The organism is Dyadobacter sp. HNCC25DJ184 (assembly GCF_056895215.1).
In genome coordinates this window covers 108725-122487 of record NZ_JBXHAQ010000003.1, presented here as the reverse complement: position 1 = coordinate 122487, position 13763 = coordinate 108725, and the positions used below count along the sequence as shown (strand labels likewise).

At 42.9% G+C, this 13763-nt stretch carries 9 protein-coding genes; 4 read left to right on the top strand and 5 right to left on the bottom strand.

Annotated elements, in window-relative coordinates:
* Window positions 1-76: 76 nt before the first annotated feature.
* The gene (locus AC1XUD_RS05670) at window positions 77-2197 is read left to right on the top strand and encodes a Tex family protein (RefSeq protein ID WP_483359995.1); all 2121 of its coding nucleotides are present in this window, start codon (window positions 77-79) and stop codon (window positions 2195-2197) included.
* A gap of 192 nt (window positions 2198-2389) precedes the next feature.
* Here AC1XUD_RS05670 and AC1XUD_RS05665 read toward each other — a convergent pair whose 3' ends face one another.
* The 4 genes from AC1XUD_RS05665 to AC1XUD_RS05650 all read right to left on the bottom strand — a co-directional run bounded on the left by AC1XUD_RS05665 (window position 2390) and on the right by AC1XUD_RS05650 (window position 8150).
* Entirely contained in the window at window positions 2390-3712 is a 1323-nt protein-coding gene (locus tag AC1XUD_RS05665; protein ID WP_483359994.1) for a porin, read from the bottom strand.
* A 789-nt stretch (window positions 3713-4501) separates the two neighbouring features.
* Window positions 4502-5155 (bottom strand): NAD(P)-dependent oxidoreductase, encoded by a 654-nt coding sequence (locus AC1XUD_RS05660; protein WP_483359993.1) that lies wholly within the window; start codon window positions 5153-5155, stop codon window positions 4502-4504.
* A gap of 46 nt (window positions 5156-5201) precedes the next feature.
* The gene (locus AC1XUD_RS05655) at window positions 5202-5627 is read right to left on the bottom strand and encodes an RrF2 family transcriptional regulator (RefSeq protein WP_483359992.1); all 426 of its coding nucleotides are present in this window, start codon (window positions 5625-5627) and stop codon (window positions 5202-5204) included.
* A 318-nt stretch (window positions 5628-5945) separates the two neighbouring features.
* Window positions 5946-8150: a T9SS type B sorting domain-containing protein gene (locus AC1XUD_RS05650; protein ID WP_483359991.1), complete on the bottom strand. Its 2205-nt coding sequence runs from the start codon at window positions 8148-8150 to the stop codon at window positions 5946-5948.
* Window positions 8151-8207: 57 nt separating this feature from the next.
* Here AC1XUD_RS05650 and rlmD point away from each other — a divergent pair, with 57 nt between their 5' ends.
* The gene (gene rlmD / locus AC1XUD_RS05645) at window positions 8208-9605 is read left to right on the top strand and encodes a 23S rRNA (uracil(1939)-C(5))-methyltransferase RlmD (RefSeq protein WP_483359990.1); all 1398 of its coding nucleotides are present in this window, start codon (window positions 8208-8210) and stop codon (window positions 9603-9605) included.
* A gap of 83 nt (window positions 9606-9688) precedes the next feature.
* Here rlmD and dnaB read toward each other — a convergent pair whose 3' ends face one another.
* On the bottom strand, window positions 9689-11296 hold the full coding sequence (dnaB, locus tag AC1XUD_RS05640; protein WP_483359989.1) for a replicative DNA helicase: 1608 nt from the start codon (window positions 11294-11296) through the stop codon (window positions 9689-9691).
* A 238-nt stretch (window positions 11297-11534) separates the two neighbouring features.
* Between dnaB and AC1XUD_RS05635 the strand changes: the two genes are divergently transcribed.
* Window positions 11535-12482: a PhoH family protein gene (locus AC1XUD_RS05635; RefSeq protein ID WP_483359988.1), complete on the top strand. Its 948-nt coding sequence runs from the start codon at window positions 11535-11537 to the stop codon at window positions 12480-12482.
* Window positions 12463-13761, top strand: coding sequence for a M43 family zinc metalloprotease (locus AC1XUD_RS05630; protein ID WP_483359987.1), 1299 nt, complete (start codon window positions 12463-12465; stop codon window positions 13759-13761). Before AC1XUD_RS05635 ends, AC1XUD_RS05630 begins: the two co-directional genes overlap by 20 nt.
* Window positions 13762-13763 lie beyond the last annotated feature (2 nt).

Genomic DNA, 13763 nt, shown 5'->3' with positions numbered 1-13763 from the left:
GAGCGCCGGAAATTGGTGCTATGGGCTTAAGGTTTCCGGAATAAAGTATATTTAAGTAATTGATTATAAGTAATTTATGAATTATAGCTTAATAGCGAATCAAACCGGTGTTTCTGAGAAGTTTGTGAGAAACACCATTCAGCTCTTCGATGAAGGGGGAACGGTTCCATTTATATCCCGATATCGAAAGGAGGCAACAGGCGGCCTCGACGAGGTACAGATTGGGGCCATCAAAGAAACATACCAGAAGCAGCAGGAAGTAGAAAAAAGAAGGGAGAGTATTCTGAAAAGTATTGAAGAGCAAGGAAAACTAACACCGGATCTGAAAAAGAGTATTGAAAGCGTATTTAGCCTGATCGAATTGGAGGATATATACCTCCCATATAAACAGAAAAGGAAGACGCGGGCTATAATCGCCATTGAGAAAGGTTTGGAGCCCCTGGCCCAGTGGATTTTCAGCGGTAAGGAACCGGTTCCTTCTATCAAGGCAAAATCTTATTTGAATGAAAATGTAGCATCAGTGGACGAGGCTTTGCAGGGAGCGCGTGATATTATGGCCGAATGGATCAACGAAAACCAGGACGCCCGGACAAAAGTGAGAGACTTGTTTCGAAGAGGTGCCATCATAACTTCCAAAGTCAAGAAGAAAAAGGAGGAAGAGGGAGCCAAATACAAGGATTATTTTGAGTTTTCAGAACCTTTGGCGAAAATTCCTTCCCACCGCTTGCTGGCACTGCGCCGCGGCGAAGAGGAAGGCTTTTTGTCTGTCGACATATCACCCGATGAAGATTTGGCTTTTGAAAAATTAGACGGCCTTTTTGTGAGAGGATCGACTGAGTGTAAGGACGAAATAATCGCTGCGATATCAGACAGTTATAAAAGACTTTTGAAGCCGTCGATTGAAACTGAATTTGCAAATTTGTCGAAGGAAAAGGCGGATTTATCCGCGATTCAAATTTTCCGTGACAACTTGAAACAGCTTCTGCTTGCTTCACCGTTGGGACAAAAGAATGTGCTGGCGATCGATCCGGGATATAGAACGGGATGCAAAGTAGTAGTGTTGGATATGCAGGGAGGTTTGGTGGCCGACACGGTGATATACCCTTTCGATAAATCCGTTGAAGCGAGTCAAAAGCTTTCTGCTCTGATCAGCAAATGGCATATTGAAGCGATCGCTGTTGGCAATGGAACAGCCGGTCGTGAAACAGAAGACTTTGTAAAAAAGGTTTTAACCGGTCTCGAGCTCACCGAACAGATCGGATTGTTTATGGTCAGCGAACAAGGAGCTTCAATCTACTCAGCTTCGGAAGTGGCGCGCGAGGAGTTTCCAGACAAAGATGTGACCGTACGTGGTTCGATTTCTATCGGACGTCGGTTGATGGATCCGTTGGCCGAGCTGGTGAAGATTGATCCGAAATCCATCGGAGTAGGTCAATATCAGCATGATGTGGACCAAAGTTCATTGCGAAATGCTTTGGATGTAGTCGTAGAAAGCTGCGTTAATTCCGTAGGCGTAAATCTCAACACAGCCAGTAAACACTTATTGCGGTATATCTCAGGTCTCGGACCCGCTTTAGCGCAAAATATCGTGGATTTTCGGGCTAAAAATGGAAATTTCAAATCGAGGCAGCAACTTTTAAAAGTTCCGAGACTCGGGGCCAAAGCTTTCGAGCAGGCAGCAGGTTTTTTGAGAATTGAAAATGGAGTTAACCCATTGGATAACAGTGCGGTACATCCTGAACGATATGAGATTATTGAAAAAATGGCGAAGGATGTAGGGGCAAGTGTTGCCGATCTGATGCAGAAACCTGATAAAAGAAAACAGATCAATGCCACTCAATATGTTTCGGGCGAGGTAGGTTTGCCAACTTTGCAGGATATCCTGAAAGAATTAGAAAAGCCGTCGAGAGACCCCAGACCGACCATGAAAAAGTTTGAGTTTGATCAGTCGGTCAGGAAGCCTGAGGATTTGAGAGTGGGGATGATATTGCCTGGGATTGTTACAAACATTACTGCATTTGGAGCGTTTGTTGATGTGGGAGTGAAACAGGATGGGCTCGTTCATTTATCTCAAATGGCGGACCGTTATATCAAAGACCCGAACGAGGTGGTAAAATTGCAGCAGGCCGTGACCGTAAAGGTCACGGAGGTTGACCTGTCAAGGAAGAGAATTGCGCTAAGTATGAAGGGTATTTGAGGCGCCAATTATAGAGAGCGTTAATAAAACTAAAAATCCTGCTTCACATTGAGGCAGGATTTTTAGTTTTTATGATATAGTTATTCCCTGGAACACGACAATCTCTTTTACACGGCAACGATGATCGAGACGGTTGAAAGTTAGTAATTTCTCTTGCCCGACATATCGCAACAGTGGCAATAATTAATCCTCTTAAAAATCATATTGAACGCGGCACGACAGTACATTGTCCGACACATCTTCCTGAAAATCTGGAAGTGACGTGCCTTCATTTTTTACAAATTCATAGAAGAGCGTAAATTTAAGGGATTCGTTAGCATGATGGATAAATCCAAGTCCTAAGGTATTATATTTTACATCAGCCCGGCTGAATCCTTTTTGGGCAGTCATTTCCCTTCCTGCAACCTTTGTGTTAGGATCATACCAGTCATATTTGGCAATAAACTGATTGTCAGCACTTCCCAGGTTTTGCACCAGATAAAAATATGCACCATTGAAATTTCGGGCGTACAACGGCGCCTTACCACTATTGGTAACGGGGTAGGTACCGGGAGTTTCGCTAGAAGCAAACGTGGCGGTTTGCATTCCCTGAATATACTCCGCTCTTAGTTCTGTGGTGAAACGCTCGCTGGGAAAGCGGATTTGAAAATCTGCCCCGGCGTAGTTTCGTGGCATCAACTTCTTGTAATTTAGAGCTGCGGAGTCCTTTTGCATGACGTAACCATCTGAAGTCTCCGAAGCCCTATAAATTACGTCCGACTGGCTGGTAATTCCGCCTCTGTAGACTGCAACCCCAGCCGAAATCACAGATCCGCCCAAAGCCTGAATAGGAACCGGCTTGAGGCTCAATCTTCCGATGACGTCTTTGTGGCTGTCATAGTCTGCCGGGCCTGACATTCCCTGACCGTTAAAAACCCCAAAATCGAATTTTAAGAGAGAAAGACCATTTGTTATCGTTCTCGACGTGGCCGTAAGCATCACGCCGATATCGCGCTCCGTCTTCATCAAAGTTTGGGACATCCGACCTCTCTCTGGTGATTCCCGATTGGCGGACGAAAGGTTGACCTCATATCCGAATGGCCGGGCGAACATACCCGTCGTAAGGGCGAAAATTTTGAATTTATTTTCATAAAAACGACCCCAAAAATCGCGTATGGCCACACCGCGCTCTGTTCCGTCAAACTGAAAAACGAAATAGGATGTCGGTTCACCTTTATCATTTAAATGCGCATAGTCAACGCGGAGACGACCGCGACGCAACATAAAGCGGTTGTTTGACAACTCCGGAAAGTTAGGTCCTGCAAAAGTTTCCGCGCCTTTTTTTGATATATATTGAAATTGCGGCTGTATATATCCACTGATTCTCACCCTATTATATCTTTCATATATAGAGAGCATCCCTTTTCCCATTTGATTGGTCGTATCAACAAGATCCATCAGGAAGCGTTGAGCGTGGGCACTTGTAGATAGAAATAGGGGAAAAGCAATAAGTAAGAAAAGTATCCTTCTGAACATGTAGCTTAATTCATTATTTAGGTCTATTGGCTTGATTGTCAACCAATAGTGGTGTCAGTGGCGTGCTAAATCGGGTGCAAAGAACCGAAGACTATTTCAATACTTCGAAGATTCGATGAAATTTATTTTTAAAAACTGACTGCACCTAAATTCAATCTTCCATAATATGATTACAATATGGGAGGTGGGATCCTTATTTGAAAAGTTATATTTTATCAAAAGTTAACAGACTGATTTTCGCCTGAAATTATGGCCGCGGGGTTTGGGGGGACGCCTCAGAAGTTAATCTGTCTACGGCGATAGTGTCACCCGGTATTGTCACAGGAATCGACAGGTATTTCCAGTTTTCATCAATTGTATTTTACTGATCGGAGAAGTTATCCTTAATCAGCCTTGGCGCCAGGTCGACTTTTTCAAGTTCTTACTTTTAAGCCATCAGTACCTTTTATATTTATAGACAAGTATTATTCTTATGGTATGCAATAAATGTATTTTGTCAAATATAAATATAGTATGTATAGAAAGTATAATATGTTATTAAGGTGGGCTGAACTATTTTCTCAAAAGTATTTCTGTCTATAAGTCATTGATAAATAATAGGATATGTATATACTTTTTAAATGTATGTAATTGATAAGTATTATAAGTTAGCAAAGTATTGTAAATATAAAAAGTAAAATTTGACTAATGTATATAAACCTAATATTACATTTACTTATATAAATAAGTATTATATGTAATATTAGGTTTATTAGTATTAAATATATTTACTGTGTTATAATACAGTACTTAATACGCCACGGTAAATCGTTGCTTGACAAACTGAGGATGCTCGAGTTCGTCCACTATCGCGACTGCCAGATCTTCAACTGAGATAATGCTTCTTCCTCTGGCATCAAACACTGGGTTGTCCAAAGCGGTACTATATACACCGGTTCTGGTCCCCGAGGTACCTGGATGCATTTCTATCGCCGGGCTTAGAAATGTCCAATCGAGTTCGTCTTCTTTTTTGAGAATATTCAGGTAATCTCTGGCTGCGCCGGCACCGGGTTTATATTCTTCGGGAAACTTCGGAGTGTCAATCAACTGGACTCCCGGAGCTACCTCAAGGCTTCCCGCGCCACCTACGAAAAGCACTCTCTTAACCCCTGAATTCCTTACACCTACCTGAATAGCGAGTGAGCCCGCGAGGAACTCCGAATATATATGAGGGTTTGTCCAGCCCGGGTTATAGGTACTCACAACGGCGTCTACGCCTGTAACAAGGTCGGATACTTCCGAGGCGTTCAGAACATTGCCCTTTTTGACTATTAATAAGGGACTAGTAGTCTTGATGTTTTCAGGATTTCTTACAACGGCAGTCACCTCGTGACCGCGATTCAGTAATTCTGCTAGTACCGCCTTGCCGACAAATCCGGAGGCTCGGATAAGTGCAATTTTCATGAATTTGATGTAAATGGTTAATATGAATTTATTAAGTTTTATTGTTTTATGTCTGCTCGAAACGAGAGCAAAATTCCCCAAGCGTGGTTGTCGAAAGGCTAGCCAGCAAAAACTTTTCCGTTTCATCGAACAGGTTTTCCAGATGGGTGTTTATTTGTTTTCCCACGGGGCAATCCGGATTTGGGTTAGATATGTTTTTTCCCAGGAGATCGTTGTGTAATACTACGCTGTATATTTCAGCCATCGAAATGGTAGATGAATTCCTGGCAAGCATGCTACCGCCAAATTTTCCTTCCTTGCTGACAACTAGACCATGCAGTTTGAGATTGGCCAACTCCTTTCTCACGATTGCAGGATTGATATTAATACTGCCTGCTATGTATTCGGAAGAGATAAATCCATTCCCTTCCTTTTTACCTAGGGCGAGTAATGTTAGGATATGGATAGCTATAGAAAGCCGATTGGTGTTCATACTGTAACAATTTTTATTACAGTACATAGTGCAAGCAAAATTGGTTCGGAATTACCTTACTTTTTCTTTTAGATTTTGTATTGCGTGAATAGGTGGTGATATTATGTGCTGATTATCAAGAAGTTTAATGAAGACATACGATAAGGATGATATTATTATATGTAGTATACTAATGTATTTATTAATAAGATTATACTTATAGTAAGTAATTAATGTATTATTAGTTTAATATATTGATTTGGATTTAATGTATAATTAGTACTATAAGTACAGTATTAACACATTGAATAATTAGTTTATTCCTTACGATACTAACTATTATTTTAATACTGTCAGACCTCCTTTGTAGTTTCTGTTCGAGAACTCGATAACATAGTAGTAATACCCTTGGGATATGTCAAGAGGGCACCAGTTGCTTCGAACATTAGAGCGGTATACCTTCTTCCCCCAGCGGTTATATACTGTAAAGCTTAGGAACTGCTGTGAGCAGTTGTCAGATTGTATTTCTTCAAGAATGAAACAGTCGTTTTTGCCATCTCCATTTGGTGTAATCACGTTTGGAAATTCGGGTAATTCGGTTGTGGGAGAATCTGAAAGAATCAGTTCAACGGAAGTTACATCGGAGAGAGATTTGCAGTTTTTATCAGCAACAGTAAAGTCAATAATATATGTTTTTTCCGGGTTGGCAATCAAGTATTTGCACACTGCTTCCCAGGTGAATTTTGATTTAACATTTGATTTGCCGGATTTATCTTCGAAGTTCATTCCGAATGCTTCCATATCGAAATCTCTCCCTTTTCCAGTTAGCACAATCGCGTTTGTGTCAATGTCTGTGCCGGTCACATCAAAACTGATGGTGCTATTAATACCGATCTGAATCTGCACAGGCTGGGTGGTCAGAGTTGTTGTGACGTCCGGCCGCGAATTGAGGGAGTTGTCAACAACCAGATACACCGTTTTTATGGTCGACGACGCGTTGGCTATGCATTTCAGATCACTGGCAGTAAAATCCACTGCAAGCGTATCGCCTACGCGCGCATCGCAAGGGATAGTCCACTTAAAATTTTGCTGAACGGCGCTGTTTCCGTTTATTGTTGGGAAACTCATTGATTTCGAGGAAAGTGTGAAACTTTGACCCTCTGCGGACAATTCAACCTGATCATTATCTGCGTCTTTTCCGTATACAGTAAAGTTTATTGTGCTGCCAGCCTGCACGGTAACATAATCTTCCGTGAGTGAAGTTGTAACGGTTGGGGGTTTATTATTACCTCCGGGGCGTCGGATATATATGGTTAAGGTATCTGTCAGTGGGAGCGGACAACTTTCGTCCTCGGCGATTAATTCTATCCTTAACGGGCGGTTATCATATGTTGCGAAACAGTCGTCCAGGCAAATTTGAAATTTAAGGGTATCATTCCCCGTCGTGGTAGTAAACTCGGCCGGAAGTATCGAAAAATAGTTGGTACTGCTGTTGATAGTTTTTCCGTTGATCTTGATCGTTTGATTTGGCGACGAATCGGTAACCATTACTTCAAAACAGTTGGGGTCCGAAAGTTTCATATCTATTACCTTATTCTCGGTGTAGAAGACACTGGATCCTTGTGGCTTAAATAGAAGTTTTGGCGGATATGCTTTCGGACAATCGAGTACTTTTAGTTGGAAATCTCGGGTGAGGCTACCGATTTTTACACCGTCACGATATTCATCGACCCGGACGGCAAAGACATACAGCCCCGTGTTTCCCGGAGTTACGGATAGCATTCCTGTCTTGCTGTTGACCGTTAGGGGTTGAGGGCCGGGTATCATATTAGCCACAGTTATACCGTTGATCCATGTTAACTTAGGATAATTTGCCATACCCACAGCATCGGCCGCCGGGTTGTCTTTGTTTGATGCTCCCTGAAGAGGAGTAGTAAGGGAATAGACCAGGCTGTCGCCGTCCGGGTCTATTCCTCCAAAATCGAACAGGAAAGGGGTATTTACGCAGGCATAGTCACCCACAAGGGCGGGGAAAGTGGGAGAGGAGTCGATGAAATTTTTATTGTCCTTCGATACCGGAGGGAATTCCAGATAGAACAAACTTCCGGCGTCCCCCGGATTTTGGATATTAGTAATTGATCCGTTTCTGCAACATCTGTCCCATACCATATAGTAGCCGCCAGGGTCTGAAAACGTGCTTGCGTCGAGTCTTACATCCACAGAATACGTGATCATGTAAGTCAGGAGTGTGGACATTTCACAGTCCGGATTGTTATATGTGACGGATTTTCGTTCTATTTTTGCGGCTTGAACATAACCGATCGCATAATTGTCACGTTTCCGAAAAAAGAAAATGTTAACATATTGATCTTCGGCGCCGGGGTTACCGTTCAAGGCGTCAAAATACATGGTCAGGCCAACCGTTTGGTTATAATATTGACTGGGATTGTTTTTGAGAAACAATTGACCACCGACAATATGAGTCGCTTTTGAGACGATTGAAAGCAGCAGAAGGCAAACCAGAACAGTAAATTTTAGACGCATAAGCCGGACCGTAACGAAAGGAATTTCTGAAAGAATTTGAGAATTTAATAAAAAAATATGTCAAAAGGTATAAGTTACGAGAGAGTTGAAATTACTGACTTTGCTGCGGAAGGAAAATGTATTTATAAATCTGATCAGGGGGTAGTTTTTGTTGAGGGAAATGTGGCACCGGGCGACGTAGTGGACCTACAGGTTGTAAAAACAAAAAAGAAGCTGAAGGAGGCAATTGTTACAAAAATTCACTCGGAATCTTCATTAAGAACCCAACCTTATTGTAGCCACTTTGGAGTTTGTGGGGGTTGCAAGTGGCAGCATATAGCATATGACAACCAGTTGAATTTTAAGCGTCAGCAGGTAGTGGATCATTTTGAACGGATTGGTCATTTTCGGGGTGTTTCAATTAATCCAATTATTGGTGCGCCGGCTACGGAATACTATCGTAACAAATTGGAATTCACTTTTTCAAACTGGAGATGGCTGACTAAAGAGCAGCTCGATTCTGGAGAGAAATTTACGAAAAATGCGCTGGGCTTTCACGTTCCGAAACGCTTTGACAAGATCTTTACGGTTGATCATTGCCACTTGCAGCCAGATCCGTCTAACGCAATCAGAAACTCTCTGAATGCATTTGGACAGGAAAGTGGTATTGTCTACTATGATGTTCGTTTCAACGTAGGAGTTTTGCGGAATGTTGTAATCCGGACCGCGAATTCAGGGGATATTATGGTCATTGTGCAGTTTGGTGCTAACGATCCTGAGGCTATTGAAGCTGTCATGCAGTTTTTGATTGCCAAACATCCTGAGATAACCTCTTTGAACTATATCATTAACTTGAAAGGGAATGACTCTTATCAGGATCAGGAAGTGATCAATTACGCGGGGACTACGACGATTCGAGAAACGATGGAAGATCTTACCTTTTTAGTAGGTCCAAAATCTTTCTATCAGACTAATTCCGAACAAGCTTATAACTTGTTCAAAATAACCCGGGAATATGCAGGTCTGACTGGAAACGAATCTGTTTACGATTTGTATACTGGAACTGGGACAATCGCGAATTTCGTGGCGAGGCAAGCGAAGAAAGTTGTAGGTGTAGAATATGTGGAAGCTGCCGTTCAGGATGCGCGTGTCAATTCGCAATTGAATGGAATCACCAATACTTCATTTTTTGCCGGGGATATGCGGATGATTATGAATGAAAGCTTTTTGAAGCAACACGGAAGGCCCGACGTTATCGTTACAGACCCTCCACGTGCAGGAATGGATGTCCCTGTGACAGAAACGATATTAAAAGCGGCTCCGGATCGGATCGTGTATGTAAGTTGTAACACTGCTACTCAGGCGCGGGATTTGGCGTTGATGGCAGACGATTACGAAATAACCAGAGTTCAGCCGGTAGATATGTTTCCAAATACGCACCACGTCGAGAATGTGGCACTTTTGGTAAGAAAGTAGAAGAAGGTATATCCTATAAAAACAGAGAAGGCATTGATTTTCAATGCCTTCTCTGTTTTTATAGCTATGTCAAATTGTTCTGCTTAGAACGGAACTTCATTTTCAGGACCTTTATAATCAAAATTAGTGAGGTCATTTGCACGACTTCGGATTGTTCCGCCGCCTGATGGCATTCCGGAATTTTCAAACGAACCAATCGGATTTGGTGTCTGAATTGGCCGGTCTACCGAGAAGGGAGCCGGGGAGAATCCACTATCCAAATCTGCAAATTTCGTATACTTACCGATAAACCGGAGTTGGACGGTATCCAAAGAACCAGCCCGGTTTTTCGCCACGATCACTTCACCTATCCCCGCCACAGAATTTCCTGATTCATCCTCTGTAATTCCGTAGTATTCAGGACGATACAAGAACAATACCATATCCGCATCTTGCTCAATTGATCCGGATTCACGTAAATCGGATAGTTGCGGTCGCTTCTCTCCACCACGTGTTTCCACTGCCCGGCTCAACTGTGAGAGCGCAATTACCGGCACGTCCAACTCCTTTGCAAGGTTCTTAAGCGAGCGGGATATCATCGCAATTTCCTGTTCACGGTTTCCAGCACCTTTTCCGCCGGTATCGCCGGTCATCAGCTGAAGGTAGTCAATAACGATCATCTGGATGTCATGCTGCGCTTTCAAACGACGGCATTTTGCGCGAAGTTCGAGAATTGAAAGGGCAGGGGTATCATCGATAAATATAGGGGCGTTAGTCAGCCGGTGAATCCGATGGTGAAGCTGCTCCCATTCGTGTGGGGCCAGACTCCCTTTACGGATTTTTTCACTATCAATTTCAGCTTCCGCGGATATAAGACGATTGACCAGCTGCACCGACGACATCTCAAGAGAGAAAATCGCAACGGGCATATTGAAATCAACCGCAGCATTTCGTAGCGATGAAACGACGAAAGCCGTTTTACCCATACCAGGACGAGCCGCGAGAATCATCAATTCAGTTTTTTGCCAGCCTGATGTCAGCCTGTCTAGGGCACTGAAACCCGAAGGAACACCTGTCAGACCATCCTTATTATTCTTTTTCTGATCGAGTTCGGCTAATGCCTGACGCATCAACGCTCCCATATCAGAATAGTTTTTCTTGATATTCGATTCTGAGATCTGGAACAGCGCCTGCTCGGTCTTGTCCAGCAAACGAAATACGTCTGTGGTTTCTTCAAAGGCTTCACGCTGAATTTCGGAAGATATCTTGATCAGCTCCCTTTTGATGGAAGCCTGAGAAATAATCCTCGCGTGGAATTCAATGTTAGCAGCAGAATTGACTTTAGAGGTCAATTCCATGATATAAGCAGCCCCGCCGATCAGTTCAATTTCGCCCGTACTTCGTAATTTTGAAGACACGGTAAGCATATCAATCGGCTCAGAATCAGCAAAAAGCGTAATAATGGCCTTGTATATACGTTGATGAGATTCCTTGTAAAAGCTTTCAGGGCGAAGAATATCCGCAACGGCGGTCAACGCATCCTTTTCAATCATCAAAGCACCTAATACAGCCTCTTCGAGGTCAATTGCTTGTGGAGGCAACTTGCTGAAGATCTGGTCTGCGTTCGGGGTTCTGGCACTTACAGTTTTTCGTCCCGCGCCGGCACGATTTCCTGTACTTCCAAAATTTTTTGTGGTGTCTTGATTATCCATGATTATTACAAAATTAGGCATAGATATCGTGTGAGAAAAGGGTTAACAGAACAACATTTTTTTTAACCTTTCCGGCGAATAGTCTTTCGGCTGATAATGAATCAGTTGATCAATACTTTTTTATTTTTCGGTGTTAAGTTTTGGAGAATGAAGATATTTTATGATTTTGAATCCTCAGATTGTTGGTTATTATTACTAAATTTTACATAAAATCAGCTCACACAAAACTTCTATTCATTTGCTAGAAAAAATTATCACGCTCGAAGATGTATCCATGGTGGACTTTCTTGGTATTCACAACTCGAACATCAAAGTAGTCGCCGCAGCATTTCCACAAAGTAAAATCATTTCAAGAGGGAATGAGATCAGAATTCAGGGAACAGCACCTGAAATAATGCGTATCACTGATTTACTGGATTCACTTGTAGCACATTATCAGAAGTATGGTAAAGTCACGAATGACAACGTGAAGGGGTATTTAACAGGAGTAGAGAGCACTCAGGCTCCGGTTGCGGAAGACGATGATGATGTCATCGTTTATGGTAATAAAGGCCTTGTGGTGAAGGCCAGAACCAAAAATCAAAAAGCATTAGTAGACGCCGCCGGGAAGTTTGACCTGGTATTTGCTGTCGGCCCGGCTGGTACGGGTAAGACGTATACTGCGGTTGCCATTGCCGTAAGGGCGCTAAAAAACAAAGAAGTAAGGAAAATTATTATCACGCGTCCTGCAGTTGAAGCTGGCGAGAGTCTCGGTTTTTTACCAGGAGATTTAAAGGAAAAAATTGATCCGTACCTGCGCCCAATATATGATGCACTTGATGATATGATTGCGCCGGAAAAGCTCAAATTATATCTGGAAAACCGTACGATCGAGATCGCACCACTGGCTTACATGCGTGGACGAACCTTGAATAATGCTTTCATATTACTCGATGAGGCACAAAACACTACGCCGATGCAGATGAAGATGTTCCTGACAAGGATGGGACCAAGTAGTAAGGCCATCATTACAGGTGACAAGTCTCAAATCGATTTACCAAAGAATCTAAAATCAGGGCTCATCGATTCTTTGACGCTCTTAAAAGGAATAAAAGGTATCAGTTTCGTGGAGCTAGACGGCAATGATGTGGTGAGACACCGTCTGGTTAAAGATATACTTGCTGCGTATGAAAAATCGGAAAACTGATCTCGTATTCACTTTCGCTTTCATTCTATTAAATACCGCGTTCGCGGTAGCACAGCGTGATACCGTACCGGTAAAGCGTTGTGCTACTACCGAGGCGGATTCTGTAAGATTTTTAAGAAATCCACAACTGCTTAATATTCGTCAGAGGAGTGAGCAAATTATCCAGGAATATCTGCAGGAGAAACGTTCGAATCTTCGAACATATGCTAACGAAGTATTAACAATTCCGGTAGTTGTGCATGTCATTCATAACTCGCCAAATGCTGGTAATAGCGAAGGGGACGGTAAGGCAGGAAATCCGAATATCACTAATCAGCAGATTGTGAACCAGATAGAGGTGTTGAATGAAGATTATTCCAATACGTCGGGATATAAGGGTTTCTATACTGATTCACTGGCCGTCGACACGAAGGTGCAATTCAAATTGGCCGGAACGGTGCGGACATATTCAGACGTAACCGAATTCAATCCAATTTTTGATGATGTTAAATTAGCCGGGATTTCGCCACCTTGGCCTACTGAGCGCTATTTGAATATCTGGGTTTGCACACTTTCTTCAAGATATTTGGGGGCGGCACAGTTTCCGGTCGTAACCAGGGATACTGTGGGTACTCAGGGGTTGGATTTGATTACGGAAGAGGATAATGCCCAAACAGACGGCGTTATTATTGACTATCGTTATTTTGGACGAAATGTTCCGGCCATTACGAGCGGCCTATATAACCTGGGGCGCACTACAACGCACGAAGTGGGGCATTGGCTTGGACTACTGCATACCTGGGGCGATAAATATTGTGGCACAGATTATTGTAATGACACTCCGCCAGCCGCTTATGCAAACGAAGTGACGGATCTGAACTGTACACCTGTGTTTTCTAATTGCAGGGGATTTGCCACCCGCAATATGATCGAGAACTATATGGATTATTCTCCTGACCGTTGTATGAGTGTTTTTACCCAAGACCAGGCAGATCGGATGAACGTGGTGCTTGAACTTAGTCCGCGGAGAAAGAAAATGGTGGAAAACTCGCGTCGCACCGGAGCCACTGTTTTGGTAAATTTATATCCTAACCCCGTCACAGATTACCTAAGAGCTGATATATATACTCCTGATTTTCAGCCCTTCACGCTGGACTTGTTCAATATGAGCGGCGTTAGATTACAAGGAGATATTTTAAATCAGTCAGAAATCAATGTTATGAACTATCCTTCGGGGCTGTATTTACTTCGGGTAACTACGCCAACTGAAAGCGTAACGAAGCGCTTTATTATCCGATAGTT